Source organism: Haemophilus parainfluenzae, from assembly GCF_900638025.1.
Lineage (GTDB): Bacteria > Pseudomonadota > Gammaproteobacteria > Enterobacterales > Pasteurellaceae > Haemophilus_D > Haemophilus_D parainfluenzae_J.
The window spans coordinates 944,769-966,023 of the sequence record NZ_LR134481.1; the positions used below are offsets into that span (position 1 = coordinate 944,769).

At 39.5% G+C, this 21,255-nt stretch carries 15 protein-coding genes and 1 tRNA gene; 7 read left to right on the forward strand and 9 right to left on the reverse strand.

What is annotated here, in order from left to right; translation table 11 throughout:
• The first annotated feature begins 33 nt into the window (after positions 1-33).
• The 5 genes from recR to EL215_RS04875 all read left to right on the forward strand — a co-directional run bounded on the left by recR (position 34) and on the right by EL215_RS04875 (position 4,705).
• Positions 34-636, forward strand: a complete 603-nt coding sequence (recR, locus tag EL215_RS04855) for a recombination mediator RecR (RefSeq protein WP_126470564.1) — start codon at positions 34-36, stop codon at positions 634-636.
• 4 nt (positions 637-640) lie between these two features.
• Positions 641-2,584, forward strand: a complete 1,944-nt coding sequence (locus EL215_RS04860) for a DNA topoisomerase III (RefSeq protein WP_126470566.1) — start codon at positions 641-643, stop codon at positions 2,582-2,584.
• Between the two features lie 117 nt (positions 2,585-2,701).
• Positions 2,702-3,049, forward strand: coding sequence for a preprotein translocase subunit SecG (gene secG, locus EL215_RS04865; protein WP_049356253.1), 348 nt, complete (start codon positions 2,702-2,704; stop codon positions 3,047-3,049).
• A gap of 20 nt (positions 3,050-3,069) precedes the next feature.
• Positions 3,070-3,155, forward strand: a tRNA-Leu gene (locus EL215_RS04870).
• A gap of 128 nt (positions 3,156-3,283) precedes the next feature.
• On the forward strand, positions 3,284-4,705 hold the full coding sequence (locus EL215_RS04875; RefSeq protein WP_049356254.1) for a sucrose-specific PTS transporter subunit IIBC: 1,422 nt from the start codon (positions 3,284-3,286) through the stop codon (positions 4,703-4,705).
• A gap of 89 nt (positions 4,706-4,794) precedes the next feature.
• Here EL215_RS04875 and EL215_RS04880 read toward each other — a convergent pair whose 3' ends face one another.
• The 3 genes from EL215_RS04880 to EL215_RS04890 form a co-directional block, all read right to left on the reverse strand.
• Positions 4,795-5,262 carry a hypothetical protein gene (locus EL215_RS04880; protein WP_049356256.1) on the reverse strand — a complete coding sequence of 156 codons (468 nt, stop codon included), beginning with the start codon at positions 5,260-5,262 and terminating at the stop codon, positions 4,795-4,797.
• 172 nt (positions 5,263-5,434) lie between these two features.
• The gene (locus EL215_RS04885; protein WP_126470568.1) at positions 5,435-6,250 is read right to left on the reverse strand and encodes a hypothetical protein; all 816 of its coding nucleotides are present in this window, start codon (positions 6,248-6,250) and stop codon (positions 5,435-5,437) included.
• A gap of 164 nt (positions 6,251-6,414) precedes the next feature.
• The gene (locus EL215_RS04890) at positions 6,415-7,197 is read right to left on the reverse strand and encodes a hypothetical protein (RefSeq protein WP_126470570.1); all 783 of its coding nucleotides are present in this window, start codon (positions 7,195-7,197) and stop codon (positions 6,415-6,417) included.
• 384 nt (positions 7,198-7,581) lie between these two features.
• On the opposite strand from EL215_RS04890, the gene EL215_RS04895 reads away from it, so the two are divergent.
• Positions 7,582-8,649: a hypothetical protein gene (locus EL215_RS04895; RefSeq protein WP_126470572.1), complete on the forward strand. Its 1,068-nt coding sequence runs from the start codon at positions 7,582-7,584 to the stop codon at positions 8,647-8,649.
• Positions 8,650-8,925: 276 nt separating this feature from the next.
• On the opposite strand, the gene EL215_RS04900 is transcribed toward EL215_RS04895, so the two are convergent.
• From EL215_RS04900 to leuA, 6 genes are all read right to left on the reverse strand, one after another.
• Entirely contained in the window at positions 8,926-10,746 is a 1,821-nt protein-coding gene (locus tag EL215_RS04900; protein WP_126470574.1) for a hypothetical protein, read from the reverse strand.
• Between the two features lie 47 nt (positions 10,747-10,793).
• The gene (gene metH / locus EL215_RS04905) at positions 10,794-14,486 is read right to left on the reverse strand and encodes a methionine synthase (RefSeq protein ID WP_126470576.1); all 3,693 of its coding nucleotides are present in this window, start codon (positions 14,484-14,486) and stop codon (positions 10,794-10,796) included.
• A gap of 175 nt (positions 14,487-14,661) precedes the next feature.
• Entirely contained in the window at positions 14,662-15,264 is a 603-nt protein-coding gene (gene leuD / locus EL215_RS04910; RefSeq protein ID WP_005696826.1) for a 3-isopropylmalate dehydratase small subunit, read from the reverse strand.
• Positions 15,265-15,274: 10 nt separating this feature from the next.
• Positions 15,275-16,684 carry a 3-isopropylmalate dehydratase large subunit gene (gene leuC / locus EL215_RS04915; RefSeq protein ID WP_126470578.1) on the reverse strand — a complete coding sequence of 470 codons (1,410 nt, stop codon included), beginning with the start codon at positions 16,682-16,684 and terminating at the stop codon, positions 15,275-15,277.
• Between the two features lie 78 nt (positions 16,685-16,762).
• Positions 16,763-17,839: a 3-isopropylmalate dehydrogenase gene (gene leuB, locus EL215_RS04920; protein WP_126470580.1), complete on the reverse strand. Its 1,077-nt coding sequence runs from the start codon at positions 17,837-17,839 to the stop codon at positions 16,763-16,765.
• Between the two features lie 164 nt (positions 17,840-18,003).
• The gene (leuA, locus tag EL215_RS04925; RefSeq protein ID WP_126470582.1) at positions 18,004-19,551 is read right to left on the reverse strand and encodes a 2-isopropylmalate synthase; all 1,548 of its coding nucleotides are present in this window, start codon (positions 19,549-19,551) and stop codon (positions 18,004-18,006) included.
• A 524-nt stretch (positions 19,552-20,075) separates the two neighbouring features.
• Here leuA and dprA point away from each other — a divergent pair.
• Positions 20,076-21,194, forward strand: coding sequence for a DNA-processing protein DprA (gene dprA, locus EL215_RS04930; RefSeq protein WP_126470584.1), 1,119 nt, complete (start codon positions 20,076-20,078; stop codon positions 21,192-21,194).
• The last annotated feature ends 61 nt before the right edge of the window (positions 21,195-21,255 follow it).

Below are 21,255 nucleotides of genomic sequence, written 5' to 3' on the forward strand. Positions count from 1 at the left end.
ACACACCATTCATTTTCTCCCATCATAAATATTATGCAAAGCAGTCCACTTTTAGAACATCTTATTGAAAACCTTCGTTGCTTGCCGGGTGTTGGTCCGAAATCAGCACAGCGTATGGCTTATCATCTTTTACAGCGTAATCGTAGCGGTGGGATGAACTTAGCGCGAGCGTTAACGGAAGCGATGTCTAAAATTGGGCATTGTTCACAGTGTCGCGATTTTACCGAAGAGGATACATGCAATATTTGTAATAATCCTCGTCGTCAAAATTCAGGTTTGCTTTGTGTGGTAGAAATGCCTGCGGATATTCAAGCCATTGAACAAACTGGTCAATTTTCTGGGCGTTATTTTGTCTTAATGGGGCATTTATCGCCTTTAGATGGTATTGGGCCAAAAGAGATTGGTTTGGATTTATTGCAAAAACGTCTAGTTGAAGAATCTTTCCACGAAGTAATTTTAGCGACCAATCCAACGGTGGAAGGCGATGCCACAGCCAATTATATTGCTGAAATTTGCCATCAACATAATATTAAAGTGAGCCGTATTGCTCATGGGATCCCTGTCGGTGGGGAATTAGAGACCGTGGATGGCACTACTTTAACCCACTCTTTCTTAGGTCGTCGTCAGATCGACTAATCTTATGCGCCTGTTTATTGCCGAGAAACCCAGTCTTGGGCGAGCTATTGCCGATGTATTACCAAAACCTCATCAACGGGGTGATGGTTTTATTAAATGTGGCAATGATGATGTCGTGACTTGGTGCGTGGGGCATTTGCTCGAACAGGCAGAACCGGATGCCTACGATCCTAAATTCAAACAATGGCGTTTAGAACATTTACCCATCATTCCTGAAAAGTGGATTCTGTTACCGCGAAAAGAAGTGAAAAAACAGCTTTCTGTGGTGGAAAAACTCATTCATCAAGCGGATGTTTTAGTTAACGCAGGCGACCCGGATAGAGAAGGCCAGTTGCTGGTGGATGAAGTGTTTAGTTATACCAATTTATCAGCGAAAAAACGTGATGGCATTTTGCGTTGTTTGATTAGCGATCTTAACCCAAGTGCGGTCGAAAAAGCGGTACAAAAGCTCCAACCGAATCGTTATTTTATTCCATTAGCCACCTCTGCACTGGCGCGTGCTCGTGCGGATTGGCTTTATGGTATTAATATGACTCGCGCTTATACCATTCGCGGTCGCCAAGCCGGTTATGATGGCGTGCTTTCCGTTGGGCGAGTACAGACCCCCGTATTAGGCTTGATTGTTCGACGTGATTTGGAAATTGAACATTTCCAACCCAAAGATTTCTATGAAGTGTTGGCATGGGTGAAAGAAGAAAAAACGTCTGAAAATCCAACCGCACTTTTTTCTGCACTTTGGCAACCGAGTAAGGCTTGTGAGGACTATCAGGATGAAGATGGTCGTGTACTGTCTTTAGGGTTGGCCGAAAATGTATTGAAGCGTATTACCGATCAACCTGCCGAAGTGACTGAATATGTGGATAAGCGAGAAAAAGAAACCGCCCCTTTGCCTTATTCGTTGTCTGCATTGCAAATCGATGCAGCAAAACGCTTTGGGATGTCGGCGCAAAGCGTGTTGGATACCTGTCAGCGGTTATATGAAACCCATCGTTTGATTACCTATCCACGTTCTGATTGTCGCTATTTGCCGGAAGAGCATTTTGCTGAGCGACATAAAGTGATGAATGCCATTTCACAGCATTGTCAGACGTACCAAACCTTGCCATCGGTGGTGGATAGCGAGCAGCGTAATCGTTGCTGGAACGATAAAAAAGTGGAAGCACACCATGCGATCATTCCAACGGCTAACACACGCTCGATAAATCTAAGCATTGATGAACAACGTATTTATGAACTGATTGCTCGCCAGTATTTATTACAGTTCTGCCCTGATGCGGAATATCGTAAAAGCAAAATTACCTTAAGTATTGCAGGCGGTACTTTTGTAGCACAAGCGCGCAACTTGCAAACCGCGGGTTGGAAAGAGTTGCTTGGCAAAGAAGACGAAGATGAAAATCAAGAACCGCTATTGCCGATCGTGAAGAAAGGTCAGATCCTGTATTGCGAACGAGGTGAAGTGGTGAGCAAAAAAACGCAACCGCCAAAACCTTTTACTGATGCGACGTTGCTTTCCGCCATGACGGGTATTGCGCGTTTTGTACAAGATAAAGAATTGAAAAAAATTCTGCGTGAAACGGATGGCCTTGGCACAGAAGCCACTCGTGCAGGTATTATTGAATTGCTGTTTAAGCGAGGTTTTTTGACCAAAAAAGGACGCAATATTCACAGTACAGAAACAGGGCGGATCCTCATTTCAGCTTTGCCGGATATTGCGACACAACCTGACATGACGGCACATTGGGAAGCGCAATTAACGGATATCAGTCAAAAACAGGCAAGTTATCAGCAATTTATGTTTACGCTTAATCAAATGCTGCCGGATTTAGTGTGTTTTGTTGATTTCACCGCATTACGTCGTTTAAGTCAGATTTCAAAAGGTTTAAGCACACCAGCACCGAAACGAAAAAGAGCGGTCAAAAAATCGGAAGATTTACATCCTGAAAAGTGATTAAACTTAATACAATTAAGCAAAAAAAATGGGAAAGCGCTTGCGAAAAGCAAGAATTTTATATAACATTCACCACCAGTTTTCCTGCGAATTTGCAATTTATAAGAAGAAAGAATAATGTACAATATTTTATTATTTGTTTATGTATTGGTTTGTATCGCCTTAATCGGCTTTATTCTTGTGCAACAAGGTAAAGGTGCAAACGCAGGTGCGTCATTTGGTGGCGGTGCATCAGGTACCATGTTTGGTTCTGCAGGTGCAGGTAACTTCTTAACCCGTACCAGCGCAATTTTAGCAACTGGCTTTTTTGTCATCGCTTTAGTGTTAGGTAATATCAACGCTCACCGTGGCAACGTACAAAAAGGTTCGTTTGACGATTTATCTCAAACTGCTGAACAAGTTCAACAACAGCAACAACAAGTTGCTCCAGCAGTTGAAAACAAAAATAATGATATTCCGCAATAAGGAATAAAAACAGAATAAACGCTCTGGTGGTGGAATTGGTAGACACGCTATCTTGAGGGGGTAGTGGCCGTAGGTCGTGCGAGTTCAAGTCTCGCTCAGAGCACCAACTATAAACCGACTTAATCAAGTCGGTTTTTTTTCGCCTAAAATTTTGCTTGAATAGCTAGTTATTATCCCCTGTTTTGGTTACAATCTCTCGATTTTCTTTTTCTAGAATCCCATTAGGAGAGCATTATGAACTTCCCTCAAATCGCCCAACAAGTGATTGATAAACTTGGTGGTAAAGACAACATCGCCACCGCAGCACATTGCGCAACGCGTTTACGTATTGTGTTAAACGATGAAAGCAAAGTGGACAAAGAAGGTATTGATAACATTGAAGGCGTGAAAGGGCAGTTTGCTGTTGCCGGTCAATATCAAATTATCTTTGGTTCAGGCACAGTGAATAAAGTCCATGCTGAACTCACCAAATTGCTTGGTATCGGCGATGTGAGCAAAGCTGAAGTGGCTGAAGCGGCGTCAGGTAATCAAAACTTATTGCAACGTTTGGTGAAAGGCTTAGCGGATATTTTCGTGCCAATCATTCCGGCGATCGTAGCAGGCGGTTTGTTAATGGGTATTCACTCCATGCTTACAGCGAAAGGTTTCTTCGTTGATGAATTAAGCGTGATTGATATGCACCCAGGTCTAGCGGATTTGGTGGACTTCATTAATACCATCGCGAATGCACCGTTTGTGTTCTTACCGGTATTACTCGGTTTCTCTGCAACCCGTAAATTCGGCGGTAACCCGTTCTTAGGGGCAGCGCTTGGGATGTTATTAGTTCACCCTGCATTAGCAGACGGTTGGAACTACGCATTAACTCTTGCGCAAGGCAAAATCCAATACTGGAATGTATTCAGTCTTGAAATTGAAAAAGTCGGCTATCAAGGTACAGTCATCCCAACATTAGTTTCTGCTTGGGTATTAGCAACCTTAGAAAAAACCTTCCGTAAGTTTGTACCTTCTTATTTAGATAACCTGATTACCCCATTATTCTCGCTCTTTATTGCGGGCTTCTTAGCATTTACCGTAATTGGTCCAATTGGTCGTGAAGCGGGTTCATTAATTGCATCAGGCTTAACTTGGTTATATGACACTTTAGGTTTCGTTGGTGGCGCGATCTTCGGGGCATTCTATGCACCAATCGTTATCACCGGTATGCACCAAACCTTCATTGCGGTTGAAACACAATTATTGGCTGAAATGGCAAATACAGGTGGTACCTTTATTTTCCCAATCGCCGCAATGTCAAATATCGCACAAGGTGCGGCCTGTTTAGGTGTGGCAGTGGCATTAAAAGATCCAAAAGTACGCGGTTTAGCGGTACCATCAGGTATCTCTGCATTATTAGGGATTACTGAACCGGCGATGTTCGGGGTGAACTTACGCTATCGTCAAGCTTTCTTTGCGGCGATGATTGGTTCAGGTCTTGCAAGTGCCTTTATCGCATTCTTTAATGTAAAAGCCATTGCATTAGGTGCAGCAGGTTTCTTAGGTATTCCATCGATCAAACCAGATAGCCTTGCGATGTACAGCATTGGTATGTTGATTTCATTTGTGGTGGCATTCACCCTTTCAGTCGTTTTCGTGAAACGCGCACAAGCAAAAGCATAATCGATATAAAAAAGAAAAAGCACGAGTTTAACCTCGTGCTTTTTTGTTTGGAAAAATGCGTCTAAAAATGACCGCACTTTCAGTGAGAATTAGCCTTCTCGACAATTTAACCAAGCTGTTCTCATGCCTTGATTGTTTTTGTAATACACCGAATTATGCTCGCGCGCAATCAGATCCACATGGCTTCCATCAATCGGCTCATAAGAGCGATAAATTACTTCAAAGCGATTTCCACGTGCATTTAAGGTACGATTTTCCACATGATCAAACGGCACCGCTTTTCCACCATCTAATTGGAAATAAATTCCAAAGTTATCTTTCATGCGGCTTTCTCTTGAAAGCGGGAAGTAAGTGGTTAAATAAGAATTCGAGCCCGTTTCTGAATTACGGCAAGAATAGTAATAACGCTTGTAATCTTTTGGATTGTTTAATTCCGCTTGGCTAATGTTATTTTTAAGGTATCGTGTTTTAACGGTTTTCTTTGGTTGTTGTGTTGTGGTACAAGCAAACAACCCTACGAATGCAGCCGTGAGTAATGCTATTTTAAATTTATTCATTGATAAAGTTCCGAGAGTAGAGTGAATGAGAAAGGGAGTATAATAGCGGAAATTGGGGATAGTGCAATATACAAAGGGGAAAGTGCGGTGAGTTTTTGAAGTGTTTTTTAGTAAAATTTGGCACACGCTGCGAGCGTGCGCCATTATAAAGAAAATGAAATATGATAAGTAACTACTTGCGCCCAGAAGGACCCCTACCAGGCTCCCACCCGATCGCCATAGGTAACCAGATTGGTGCAGTAATAATGATTAGTGCTGTTTCTGCTCCCTGTTTGGTTGATTCTCTAATTTCACGTTTAATTTCATGCCATTTCGCTGATCGAATCTCTTCGTCTGTTTTTAGACGATAATTACTAAGAGATGTAGGTATTGGCATAGGAAGTGAGGATTTTTTCAAAATTTCATCACGATTATTTAATTTTACTATACGCCCATCAATGATTGACTTATTATCTTTCCCTTTCATACGAAGAATAATTTGAGTTTTAGGCTTATTATCTTTGCATTCAGAAGGTTCTTGGTGGAAGAAATCATTTGCCACACAATAACTAGAAGCAGGCTCATAGCGTACCTCCCAGCGTTGCTCTAACCCCTTCAGGCTCTGACGAAGCGTATTAAGGTATTTAATCGGTACGATCATTATATAATCTACTTTAACTTTGTTATTAGTACGGTCAGCATCAACACCAAGCGCTAAATAAAATTCACCATCCCTTCTATTGGATTTTAAAAGTTTTGTCATGTATTCAGGTTGGAACAACGGTTGTAGGTAATGAGCATCAATACCTGAAAACTCATAATCTTCATTATCACTCAGTAAATAAGTTTTATTATCCGGTGTTTTCACAATACTTCGAATCAATATTTTTTCATCTCCCAAGTGAGTCATATATAGGTGAAAGGGCTTTGTCTTGTCGTGAGCAGGTGGCGTATTGTTACTAGAACAAGCTGCTAATACTAAGCAAAGCAAAGAGATAATTTTTTTCATAATATTCCTTATAAGTATTTGTATTTTAAAAATGAGTTTATCGAATAGAAAATTATTTTGCTATTTATTTTTATAGGAATGGCTAAATGTCGAGAAGGTATGAGATGAAAGAAAAAATAGCACCAACAGATTGGTTGGTGCTATTGAAAATAAAGTTATTTTAATTAACCGATTCTGCGACTGAAACCATAGCTATAGAGAGGAAGCCAGATTGGTGCAGTAATAATCATTAGCGTATCTTTAACCCCGTCTTTGACAGCCTCTTTTGTATTCTCCCATTTTTCCGAACGTTTTTCTTTATCTGTTTTTAAACGGTAATTATATACATACGATCTTATTGCAATAGGAAGAGATGGATTTTTCATAATATCATCTCGGTTACTCAGTTTTACGATTTTCCCATTGAGTCTATCTTTTTTGGCATCTATTTCAAATACGAGTTTTGTTGGGCGTTCTTTTCCTTTGCAATCAGCAGGTGCGGGATAGAAGAAATCGTCCGTACGACAATGTGTACCGCCGCTGTAATAGTTAGTCCAACGTGGTTTTAGCCCCTGAAGACTTTGGCGTAACGTTTTCACATGCTTAACTGGCATACCTAAAAGATATGTTAACTGGACATTATTATGGCTGCGATCAGCATAAATACTGATGCTAAGCTCGTAATTTTTGTCTTCCTTTTTTAACATCGGTGTGATGTATTCAGGTTGTAACAAAGGTCGAAGATATTCTATTTCAGCCCCTGAAAACTCATAATCTTCGGTATCACCAAGTAAATAAATTTTGTTATCTGGGGTTTTGATAATATCTCGAATATACACGATATCATTACTAATATGTTGCAGTTCTGAAGATTCTGGAATGTATGTTATTTCCTCAGGGGAAGATGAAGTTTTGTTACTAGAACAAGCCACTAATGCTAAGCAAAGCAAAGGGATAATTTTTTTCATAGGGTTCCTTACAAGCGGTCAGATTTTGGGATTAGTTTACTTAATCCAAAATTGTTTTGCTATTTGTTTTTAGAATATGAATATTAGAACAGATGTTAATTTTTGAGAATATTATCAACAAGTTTTAATTTTTTTCTTTGGTTGTTGTATGAGAAAATAAACCTAAAATGCAGCCGTCAGTAATGCTAATTTAAATTTATTCATCGATAAAGTTCTGAGAGTAGAGTGAATGATAAAGGTAGTATAATAGAGGAAATTGGAGATTGTGCAAGGGATGGTATTAGTTATACGCAGTTCGGAAGTAAAAGTGCGGTAAGTTTTGAATTGTTTTTGGGGAAAATGGGAACATACTAGAAAGCGTGCTTTATCTAAGGAGTAATTTTTATGAAAAGAAATGAGGTTAAATTTTATCATCCAGAAATAAATACTGATGATTTAGATCTTTTAATAGCCTATATCAAAAATAAGGTGCGATTAAAAGAATGCGTTCAAATTAGTCTAGATAATTGTACTATTCAACGGATGGAAAGTCTTACCGAAAACTCTACTTTAGATGATGTAGATGAAGTAGGATTATATCCTTTATATAGAATTCTTAACGAATGCCCTAATGTATTATTAGCATCTTTAGGAACTATTGAAATGCCAGGTAGTAAAGTATCTAATGCAAATTATTCCTATGAATTATTTTGTAAAAAATTTTGGGAGAATAGTAGAAATACTCCTGATGCCATCTATAGAGATTTTGATGAGTTAGAGAAGAAATTTGAATTCAGTAATTTAGCAGAAAATAGTCAGCAAGTTATAGGATTGTTTTATCTTCCATTCTTACTTATTCAAAAAATTCTTAAAAAGTATAAGAATGAATCTCCTAAAGCGAAGTTTGAATATTATTTACATGGAATAATTGATTATTTAGATATGATCTCTGCATTTGAGTTGGAGATTGCAAAATATGCATTTTGGGATTTGACTGATAAGGAAATAATGCAACTACCCGATTCAATTAGAGAAAGAAGAAAATTTATTCGGAAAAATTTTACAAAAGAACAACCAAGCTTTGTAAAGTGTAAACAATTTTGTATAAATGCTGCAATGGATAGTTTTTGGCTAAGAGCGATAGCATTTGGTTGTGATAAAAAAGAACAGATTGGTAATGATTTTTATATAACAGATCATTTTTTAGCTACTAATGATAATAAATTGAATGTCATAGCAAAAGATATTTTTCCTGTTAGGAGGCATGGTGATTCCTTTGGTTATACATTTTCAGTTACTAGAGAAGATGAACTTATTTCTAGTGCATATTGGTCTGAAGTAGATAAATTATCTAATAAGATATTATCATCTAGAAAAGATTCTAATCAAGAATCTAAATATGAAGAAAAGAGTAAAAAACTATCTTTTTTTATTAAAGAAATAGAAAATGAATTACAGGTCCTTTTCTGTTGATTATTACTGATTGAGTATTTCATCCTAGAAAGTAATTAAAGTGCGGTCAGTTTTTGAAGTTTTTTAGTGAAATTAGGAAAAAGCTGGGGAACGTGCGCCAACAGATTGTGCTAATAAGGGAAGATAGCGCCAGCGTCTACGCTGGTGCTGCTTAATAAAAATATTGCGAATTTTACCCATAACCGTTGGTAGAACCAATATTCAAAATTCTTTGGATTTTTTGACCGCACTTTTAGCTGAGAGGCACAAGCGAGGACGCTTGCGCTATCTTGGGTGTTAATTTAAGTATTTGACTATTTTATAGATTTCTTTACTCTCTGGCTTGTCATTTTCTATTGACTGTGGTTTGGTTTCTTTTTTATTTTCATTCTTTTCATTTTTTATTCCTAAGAAATTTGAAAAATCATTATATACAAGTCTTATATATTGAAACCCTTGTCCTACCGAATTTATTTTGTCTTTTGATGATAATTGGATTAAAGTCGATAAAATAATATCTAAGTAACTATGAATATGTTCTATTAATATTGAAGTATATGTTGGTGTATTACCTGTATGTACAATAATATTTCTTGCTCTATATATTCTTCTTATTTGCCACTTTAATCTTTCTGTATGGTTACTAATCATTAAACATATTTTTTTCTTTGATGAAAGAAGATCTTTGAAATAGTTTAATCTATCATTAAGCAAATAGAAATCCTTTGTTTTTTGAATTAGGTCATTAAATTTATCTAAGTATTTATCATTTGATAATAAATTTATAAGCCTTGCTGTAAAATCATCTCCATCAATGTTCTTTAATATTCCTTTTGTTATATGAAAGTTCCATCTAATAAGATCTTTTAATAACTTATCTAATAATACTCTTAAATAATGCATATTTAAGAAAGGTATAATAGAGTCTACTATATGTTCAATATTTGATTCATCATTTTCCTTAGTATCCGCAGGGATCAATGATTCTAATGATACCCACAAATTTAATAATTGATTTTCATGAGAATCAGTGTGGATAGCTATGGAATGTAATCTCACACTATTGATAAACTTACTAAATGATTCACCTCTTAATTGGAATGACATAAGAAAATCTTGAAGTTTAAATCTTGCCTTATTTTCAGGCAGATCTATACATTTATGCATTGATTTAACTGGTTTATTAACTACTATTAGATTACTTTCTGCATCTACTACAATAAATTTATTTTGCCATTTTATATCTTTTTTATGATGAAAGATATTGATTAAGTTTGATAATACACTAATAGTCTTTTCAGTATTTTCCCTTACAGAAAAAGGATCTATGTCTTCTTTTTTTATAGAATAAAATTTCTCATTATCACCTATTTTCATAAAATTTCTATCTTGTAATATTTTAGTAGGTAGATTCTCTTTTTGGTGTTCAAAAATAAAAGAATCATCTTTTTCGGATTCTAGAATACACATAGAAAGTGTTTTGTCGGCCACAAAAAAGACTTCATAGGTGTTAAATTTTAAATTAAATCTTTCAAAAAGTTCATTTATATTATTTACTTCTTTAAATTTTTCTCCGTTTTCAAAAAAATCTAGGACTTCTTTTCTTATATAATTTGGATTGTATCCTTTATATATTAAAAATGTTACATAGCTTCTTGTTATGCTTCTTATATCTTTAAATCTTTCCTCTTTTTCCTGGAGTAAATTTATGATTTCTAATTCAAGATTCTTTTTATATTTAGTTTTATTGACCAGATTATATACTATTGCAAGTGTATTTTTTATAACACCGTGATTTTCTCTTTTTTTAGGTTTTTTTAGAATGCTATTTATTTCCTTTCTAGAAATACTAATCATTTCATTGGCAATTTTATCTTTTTCTAGATTTGTTACCAGTTCATCAAGAACGTGTATAATATTTGGTGATTTTATATTCCCTTTTTCAATTTCATTTATAACCTCAAAGGCCTCCTCTATTAGAGAATGCAAGTTTAGAATAGATGGTTTATAAGTATCTAATGTATAATCAAATAACATTTCTTCTAGTAATTGGTAGAAGAAAATAAAATTTTTACTATTTTCAAGATTTTGGAATTTGTGTAAGTTCCTAAATTTCATGTCTGTTCCTTATAAGATTAAATTTCTAAATTTAAGATGTTATATAATTACTTCATCGCCACACCCAACCACTTCATCATCTCTCTCTCATCCCAACCTTTACGTTTGGCATAATCTTGAGCTTGGTCTTCATCGATTCGACCTAAAGTGAAATAGTTACTTGCAGGGTGCGTGAAGTACCAGCCGCAGACAGAAGCTGCCGGCCACATGGCGTAGCTTTCGGTGAGTTTCATGCCAATGCGCTGTTCTACTTCTAATAAATCCCAAATCAAGGCTTTTTCAGTATGTTCTGGGCAGCTTGGATAGCCCGGTGCCGGACGGATGCCAACATAGTTTTCATTGATTAAGCCTTGGTTGTCGAATTCTTCTTGCGTGTAGCCCCAAATGCGGGTGCGTAGCTCAAAGTGCAGGTATTCTGCCATGGCTTCGGCGAGGCGGTCGCCTACGGCTTGTAGCAAGATGGCGTTGTAGTCATCACCTGCGGCTTTATAGCCTTCCACTAATTCCATTTCTTCAATACCCGCACAGACGGCGAACATCCCCATCCAGTCTTTTTTGCCGCTTTCGCGATCGGCAATAAAGTCGCTTAAGGCAAAGTTAAACGGACTTTTGCTGTTTTTGCCCCGTTCGGTTTGTTGGCGTAAGCCGTAAGCGGTGCCAATTTGTTGTGTGCGTTCTTCATCTGAGAAAAGCACCACATCATCGCCCACACGTTCCGCAGGGAAAATGCCTAAAATACCGCTTGGGTTGAGTTTATGGTTTTGCTCTAATTCATCTAAAACCACTTGCGCATCATTCCATACTTTACGTGCTTCTTCACCACCTTCTGGATAATCAAAGGCGTCAGGGTAGCCGCCCATTAAGCCCCAAATGCGGAAGAATGGAGACCAGTCGATAAATTTACGTAATGTGGCAATCGGTACGTTTTTAAATTCCACAATACCGGTTTGGTTTGGTTTTGGCGGCACGTAATCTGCCCATTCGCCATTAAAGCCATCAAAGCGGTTTGCACGTGCTTCTTCAATGCTCAGTTGTTTACGAAGTGGTTTACGGTTAGAGAACGATTGCTGAATTTTCTCGTAATCTTTCTTGAATTGTTCCCACAATGCCGCACGGCTTTCAGGGTTCATTAATGTCGCACACACTGTCACCGCACGAGAGGCATTTGAGGTATAAAATACGCCGTGTTCTTTATATTTTGGATAAAGTTTAATCGCCGTATGTTCTTTAGAAGTGGTCGCACCACCAATCATCACAGGTAGATTCAAACCTAAGCGAGTCATTTCGCCTAAGAAGTATTCCATTTCATCTAAAGAAGGGGTAATTAAACCACTTAATGCGATGATGTCCGCTTTTTCATCAATGGCGGTTTGAATGATTTTGTCCGCAGGCACCATCACGCCTAAGTCAATCACTTCAAAGTTATTACATTGCATCACCACGCTCACGATGTTTTTACCAATATCGTGCACGTCACCTTTTACGGTCGCAATCACCACTTTACCATTGCTTGAGCCTTTTTGTTTGGTGGCGTTGATAAACGGCTCTAAGTACGCCACAGATTGTTTCATTACGCGCGCAGATTTCACTACTTGTGGCAGGAACATTTTACCGTCACCGAATAAATCGCCGACTACGTCCATGCCTGCCATCAACGGGCCTTCAATTACATCTAATGGGCTTGGTAAGGTTTGGCGGGCTTCTTCCGTATCTTCCACAATGTAAGTGGTAATCCCTTTCACAAGGGCGTGTTTTAAACGTTCTTCCACTGGCCAAGTGCGCCATTCTGCGACAGAATCGACCGCACTTTCATCGTTGCCTTGGTTACGATATTTTTCTGCAATATCGAGTAGTTTTTCGGTGGCATCAGGGCTGCGGTTTAATACCGCATCTTCCACGATTTCACGCAATTCAGGATCGAGATCGTCATAAATTGCGAGCTGCCCCGCATTCACAATCCCCATATCCATGCCTTGCTTGATGGCGTGATAGAGGAAGACCGCGTGAATGGCTTCACGCATCACGTTGTTACCACGGAATGAGAAAGAGACATTCGACACCCCGCCCGAGATTTTCGCATGCGGTAGCGCGCGTTTAATACGGCCTGTAGCGTTGATGAAATCCACGCCGTAGTTGTTGTGTTCTTCAATCCCCGTACCGATGGCAAAAATATTCGGGTCGAAAATAATGTCTTCTGGTGGGAAGCCGACTTGGTTCACTAAAATGTCATAAGCACGGCTACAAATTTCAACTTTGCGATCTTCGGTATCGGCTTGTCCCACTTCATCAAACGCCATCACCACCACAGCTGCACCATATTTACGTACTAATTTAGCGTGGTCGATAAAGATTTCTTCGCCTTCTTTCAACGAAATAGAGTTCACAATCGGTTTACCTTGTACCGACTGCAAACCTGCCTCAATCACTTCCCATTTAGACGAGTCGATCATCACTGGCACTTTGGCGGCATCCGGCTCGGTCGCCATAATATTGAGGAAACGGGTCATGCATTTTTTGCCGTCGAGCAAGGCTTCATCCATATTGACGTCGATCACTTGCGCACCGTTTTCCACTTGGTCGATGGCAATTTCAATGGCTTCGGCAAATTTGTCTTCTTTAATTAAGCGTTTGAATTTCGCCGAACCTGTCACGTTATTACGTTCGCCCACGTTAACAAATAGGCTTTCATCATCAATATTGAGTGGCTCTAAGCCAGATAAACGCATCGCAGTTTTAATTTCAGGCAATTTACGTGGCGCAATACCTTGCATCGCATCCGCAAAGGCTTTGATATGTTCTGGCGTTGTACCGCAACAACCACCGACAATGTTCACAAAGCCACTTTCAGCCCATTCCTTAAGGTGTGCCGCCATCTCTTCTGCACCTAAATCATAGCCACCAAAGGCATTTGGTAAGCCCGCATTTGGGTGAACAGACACATAGGTTTCGCTGATTTTAGACAGTTGTTCAACATACTGGCGAAGTTCTTTCGGGCCTAACGCACAGTTCAAACCGAAAGTCAGTGGTTTAGCGTGACGAAGCGAGTTGTAGAATGCTTCGGTAGTTTGCCCTGAAAGGGTACGGCCGGAAGCATCGGTAATGGTGCCGGAAATCATAATCGGCAATTCCACACCTAATTCTTCAAATACGGTTTCAATAGCGAAAATGGCGGCTTTTGCGTTTAATGTGTCGAAAATGGTTTCGATCATGATTAAATCAGCACCACCTTCAATTAAGCCTTTGGTCGCTTCAGCATAGGCATCGACCAATTCCATAAACGTCACATTACGGAAACCCGGGTCGTTTACATCAGGAGAAATAGAGGCTGTACGGTTGGTTGGCCCTAATACACCGGCGACAAAGCGAGGTTTTTCTGGCGTGCTGTATTTATCAGCGGCCAAACGCGCTAGCTTTGCGCCTGCAAAATTCAGTTCGTAGGCAATAGACTGTAAATCATAATCCGCTTGCGCAATGGTGGTAGAACTGAAAGTATTGGTTTCAATAATATCGGCGCCCGCTTGTAAGTATTTCTCATGAATCGCAGAAATTAGCAGCGGTTGGGTTAAGGTGAGCAAGTCATTATTGCCACGTAAATCAACCGCACTTTCTTTAAAACGCTCGCCTCTAAAATCAGTCTCGGTGAGTTTATATTTTTGGATCATCGTCCCCATCGCGCCATCTAAAATGAGGATGCGTTCAGCGAGGGATTTTTTCAGTAATTCGGTTTGATTATGTGACATAGACAGCTCTTTTTAAAATCAATCAATATTGGTCGGAATAATAGGGATAAGCATGGATACTGTCAAATAAAAGGGGAAAAAGTGCGGTAAAAAAATGGAATGTTTTCAAAAAGAAAGGCGGACAAATTGTCCGCCGAATGGTTAGCAATATTTGCTGTCCGAGTAAAAAAACAGATTAACGTAAAAATGCCGGAATATTTTTTTCGTATTCACTGATGGCATCTTCATGTTGTAACGTCAAACCGATGTTATCCAAGCCGTTTAATAAACAATGACGGCGGAATTCATCCAGTTCAAAGTGATAGACTTTGTCACCTACAGTGACGGTCATCGCTTCCAAATCTACATGGATTTGTTTGCCTTCATTTGCCCACACCCATTGGAAGATTTCTTCTACTTCTTCTTCGCTTAAACGAATCGGTAACATGTGGTTATTTAAGCTGTTGTTGTAGAAAATATCCGCAAAACTTGGTGCGATCATCACTTTGAAACCGTAATCGGCTAATGCCCAAGGCGCATGTTCACGAGAAGAACCGCAACCAAGGTTTTTACGTGCTAATAAAATGGTCGCACCTTGATATTGTGGATAATTCAATACGAAATCTGGATTTGGCTTGGTGCCTTCTACATCCAAATAACGCCATTCATGGAATAAGTGTTTGCCGAAACCTACGCGGGTAATGGCTTGTAAAAATTGTTTTGGAATAATCGCATCCGTATCCACGTTTGCTGCATCCAATGGCACTACTAAGCCTGAAAGTTGTTTAAATCCTGCCATTTTCTGCTCCTTAGTTTAATGTTACGTCACGAATATCAACGAATTTACCGAACATTCCCGCTGCGGCAGCCATGGCAGGGCTCACCAAGTGAGTGCGACCATTACGGCCTTGGCGACCTTCAAAGTTACGGTTTGAAGTGGACGCGCAGCGTTCCCATTCACCTAAACGGTCATCGTTCATCCCTAAACACATGGAACAGCCCGGATTACGCCATTCAGCACCCGCTTCGATAAAGATTTTATCCAAGCCTTCTTTTTCTGCTTGTTCTTTCACTAATCCGGAACCCGGCACGACTAAAATACGCTTTACGTTATCGGCTTTTTTGCGGCCTTTCATGACAGCCGCTGCCGCACGTAAATCTTCGATACGAGCATTAGTACAAGAACCGATAAAGACTTGATCTACCGGAATGTCTTTTAAATCGGTATTCGGTTCTAAACCGATATAATTCAACGCTTTTTCTGCTGAAGCACGAGTTACCGGATCGGTCATTTCTGCTGGATTTGGCACTGGCTGATCGATACCGATTACTTGGCCTGGGTTTGTTCCCCAAGTTACCTGTGGTGCAATATCTTTGGCTTCTAACGTGATGACCGTATCAAATTTCGCATCATCATCGGATTTTAAGGTTTTCCAATAAGCAACGGCATCATCCCAATCTTTACCTTTCGGTGCATGTGGACGCCCTTTTAAGTATTCGAAAGTGGTTTCATCTGGTGCGATTAAGCCTGCTTTGGCGCCCATTTCAATCGCCATATTACAAACGGTCATACGGCCTTCCATGGAAAGGTCACGAATCGCTTCGCCACAGAATTCCACCACATGGCCTGTACCGCCCGCCATGGTTGTTTTACCGATGATGGCAAGAATAATATCTTTTGCGGTAATGCCTGGTGCTACTTTGCCACGCACTTCAATTTTCATATTTTTTGCACGAGCTTGTTTTAAGGTTTGTGTGGCTAATACGTGTTCTACTTCAGATGTACCAATACCAAATGCCAAAGCGCCGAATGCACCGTGAGTGGCGGTATGGGAGTCACCACAAACAATAGTCATGCCCGGTAAGGTTAAGCCTTGTTCAGGCCCCATCACATGCACGATACCTTGTTCTTTTGTGGTCATATCGAACAATTGAATACCGGTCGCTTTTGTGTTTTTTGCGAGCTCCAATACTTGAATTTTCGCTTGGCCTTCAAGTTTGTTCACATCACGTACTTGAGTAGAAATACTGTGATCCATGGTGCCGAAAGTTTTGCTTACTTGGCGCACTTGTCGGCCCGCAACACGTAAACCGTCAAAGGCTTGTGGACTGGTCACTTCATGGATTAAATGACGGTTAATATATAAAATCGGCGTTTCGCCTTCAGCTTCGTATACCACGTGGGCATCGAATAATTTTTCGTAAAGAGTTTTTGCCATAATTTTTCTCAATTCGTTAGAGTAGCAAGTGCGGTCAAATTTTAGGGTGTTTTTAAACTGCACTTTAATTGTTTTTTATTAGATTGCGTTAGCGATTAACGTACCCATTTCTGCAGTTGAAACAGGTGCAGAATCATCGGCTAAATCTCCCGTACGGTGACCACTTGCTAAGACTTTTTGTACGGCATTTTCAATGACATCCGCTGCTTCGTTTAAGTTGAAGCTATAACGCAACATCATCGCCGCAGAAAGAATTTGTGCGATTGGGTTAGCAATGCCTTTGCCTGCGATATCTGGTGCAGAACCGCCAGCAGGCTCATATAAGCCGAAACCTTCTTCATTTAAGCTAGCAGATGGTAACATCCCCATAGAGCCAGTGATCATCGCCGCTTCATCAGAAATAATATCTCCGAAAATGTTAGAGCAGAGGAGTACATCGAAAGATTCAGGCGCTTTGATTAATTGCATGGTCGCGTTGTCGATATAAATGTGATCTAAGGTGACTTCAGGGTAATCTTTCGCCACTTCTGTCACAGTTTCACGCCATAAGATTGACGCTTGTAATACGTTCGCTTTATCCACAGAAGTCACATGTTTACGACGTTTCATTGCCGCATCAAAAGCCGCACGTGCAATGCGTTCGATTTCATATTTGTAATAAACTTCAGTATCGAATGCTTTGGTTTGTGCACCTTCACCTTCACGGCCTTTAGGCTGACCGAAATAAATCCCGCCTGTTAATTCACGCACAACCACCATATCAAATCCTTTCGCTGCAATATCTGCACGTAATGGACAGAATTTTTCTAAACCTTTATAAAGGGTAGCAGGACGAAGATTGCAAAATAATTTGAAATGTTTACGCAATGGTAATAATGCACCGCGTTCCGGTTGTTGATCTGGTGGTAAATTTGTCCATTTAGGGCCACCTACAGAACCAAACAAAATCGCATCAGCCTCATCACAACCTTTTAAGGTTTCTGCTGGTAATGGGCAACCACAATTATCAATTGCGGCACCACCTACATAAAATTCATTGAAGTTAAGTTTAAAACCAAATTTTTCTTGGACTTTGTTTAATACTTTAATGGCTTCAGCCATGACTTCCGGACCGATACCGTCTCCCGGTAGAACAGCGATGTTGTATGATTGCATATTATTTTTCCTATTTCTTTCACACCAAAGTGCGGTTAATTTTCTCCCCTCTTTTGTAAAGAGGGGCTGGGGGGAGATTTTAATGATATAAAATTCACTGCTGAGGTTTATGTTACTTCTGCCAAATCTCCCCTAACCCCTCTTTGCTAAAGAGGGGGATTGGGTTAATGATGTTTATGATTTTTAATATCTGCTACCTTATGCGCGCGATAAATCGCGTTGATCGCGTGAACTAAGGCAAGGGCTGATGATTCAACAATGTCAGTAGCCAAACCAACACCATGGAATTTACGGCCTTCATGTTCAACCACGATATCCACCTGACCTAACGCTTCAGCACCTTCGCCTTTCGCGGTTAAATTATAGTGAGACATTTTGATTTCTAAGCCAGTTAAGTCCAAGATAGCATTGTAAACCGCATCAACCGGACCATTACCACCGATAGAGGAGGTACTTAATTTATTGCCATCCAATTCCACTTGAACAAATGCAGTTGCTGGATATTCTTTAGTGGAGTGTGCAGAAAGTTTATCTAATACTAAACGATCTTCATCACCTTGTTGCATGTCGATAAACGCTAATGCTTCCAAGTCATAATCAAACACTTGGCCTTTTTTGTCTGCCAATTTCAAGAAAGATTCGTACAATTTATCCAAATCGTAATCTTGCTCGGTGTAACCCATATCTGCCATATGACCTTTCACGGCTGCGCGACCAGAACGTGCAGTTAAGTTCAATTTCTCTTTCTTCAAGCCAATAGTTTCTGGTGACATGATTTCGTAGGTATTTTGGTTTTTTAACATACCATCTTGGTGAATACCGGATGAATGTGCGAAAGCATTCGAACCTACAATCGCTTTATTCGGTTGGATTGGCATATTACAAAGTTGGCTCACCATTTGGCTTACACGATGAATTTCTTGTGTGTTGATACGTGTATCCACACCCATGAATTCTTGACGCACTTTCATTGCCATCACCACTTCTTCAAGTGAAGTGTTACCCGCACGTTCGCCAATGCCATTAATGGTACATTCAATTTGGCGTGCACCATTTTGTACAGCAGTTAAGGAGTTAGCGGTTGCCATACCTAAGTCATTGTGGCAATGTACGGAAATCACAGCTTTATCGATATTTGGTACGCGGTTACGTACTTCAGCAATAATATTGCCGAATTGATTAGGTAAGCAGAAACCAACAGTATCAGGAATATTTACAGTTGTTGCACCTGCATTAATTGCCGCTTCAACAATACGACAAATATTGTCGATACCTGTACGGCCCGCATCTTCGCAAGAAAATTCTACATCGTCAGTATAATTACGTGCATGTTTTACTGCGGCTACAGCCATTTCAACGACATCATCAAAGGTACGTTTTAATTTGGCTTCAACGTGTAATGCTGAAACTGCAATAAATGTATGGATACGAAACGCTTCTGCCACTTTTAAGGCTTCAGCTGCAGCATCAATATCTTTAATTACCGCACGGGAAAGTGCCGCAACACGACTATTTTTGATATGGCGTGCAATAGTTTGAACAGATTCAAAATCACCTTGAGAAGAAACAGGGAAACCGACTTCCATCACATCCACGCCTAGACGTTCAAGTGCTAAAGCAATCTGTAATTTCTCTTTAACGGTTAAGCTTGCTTTTAACGCTTGTTCGCCATCACGCAAGGTGGTATCAAAAATAATAACGCGATCTGTCATAGTATTTTCCTTCTTTTATCACTCAAAGTGCGGTCATTTTTACCGTGATTTTAAAACGAAAAAACCCGCAATCTTAAAAGTACGGGTTGATAATAGATTTTTTACATAAAGGTGTTTTTTATCCACAACTTAGCCGCACAAAGAATGTGAGAGCAGGAGGTTGAGAGATAAATACACAGCTTGGTACATAAAAAGATAATCCTGTAAAAAAATTCTGTAAAACGCTGTCCATATTACGGATAAAAATTTTGCTGTCAAATCATTTTTTAGTGATTTATATTTTGAATTAATATATTCGTATTGTTGTAAAAGTTTATTATTCTAAATATATGCTGGTGTGTAGAGTTTATCGCTGAAAAGATCTTTAATAGAGCCATTTTTATACTGCTTTATTCATTATTTTTGGTATGCAGATTTTTTCTAAAATTTTTTCGTTTTTTGCGATCTGAATCGTAAAATTAAGACAAATCTTTCATTTTTTGAGACCAATCTCGTCATAATTGTCTTTTTAAAGGAGAGAATAAATGAGCGATTTTGCGTCGATTTTATTGCGGTTGTCACAAGTACCCAAATTAGGCAGTGTGCGAATTCAACAAATTCTGGCCCATGTGAATATAGAAGACTTATTAAATTATGATGAAGTGGCATTTCAACAAATGGGCTGGGATGCTTTGCAGATTCGTCGTTGGTTTCAGCCTGAAATGAAATTCATTGAGCCCGCTTTGAGTTGGGCCGAAAAAGAAGGGCATCATTTAATTCACAGTTTTTCAGATGAGTATCCTTTTTTACTCAAACAAATTAGTGGTTTTCCGCCTTTATTATTTGTGAAAGGCAATCTGACCGCACTTTTTGCTCAGCAAATTGCCATGGTTGGGAGTCGTTATTGCTCAGCTTATGGGGAATATTGGGCAAAATATTTTGCGACAGAGCTTTCTCTCGCAGGATTGACGGTGACGAGTGGTCTTGCATTAGGTATTGATGGATTTAGTCATCAAGCGGTGGTGGATATTCAAGGACAGACCATTGCCGTATTGGGCAGTGGATTAGCGCATATTTATCCTGCTAAACACCGACGATTAGCGGATCAAATTATCGAGAATAACGGCGCGTTAGTTTCTGAATTTATCCCTACGCAAGCACCGATTGCTGAAAATTTTCCTCGTCGTAATCGCATTATTAGCGGGCTTTCATTGGGGACTTTGGTCATTGAAGCCACAGAGAAAAGCGGTTCATTGATTACGGCGCGTTATGCCTTAGAACAAAATCGTGATATTTTTGCATTGCCGGGGAATATTCAAAGTGAATACAGTCAAGGTTGCCACAAATTGATTAAGCAAGGTGCGATGTTGGTGGAAAATGTCAAAGATATTTTAGATAGTCTTAACCATAGTGTTGTTTTTCAGCCACCAGTACATAATACGCAAATTAATAAGCCGATAGCTCAACCGCTCACAGCAAAAACACCAGTTGTGGAGCCGAGTCATCCTGAACTTTATCAACATATCAGTTATACACCGGTAAGTCTTGATGATTTATCTGTAGCATTGAATTTGCCGGTGGATTCGCTTTTAGTGCAGTTATTAGATTTGGAGTTACAAGATTTAATCGTCAATGAGAATGGGCTCTATAAGCGGGTAGCATAAACGGGGTGGAGCGAGGAGGCAATCCTGTGCTAAGATACGATTCCGTTCTAGAAAGGAGAAC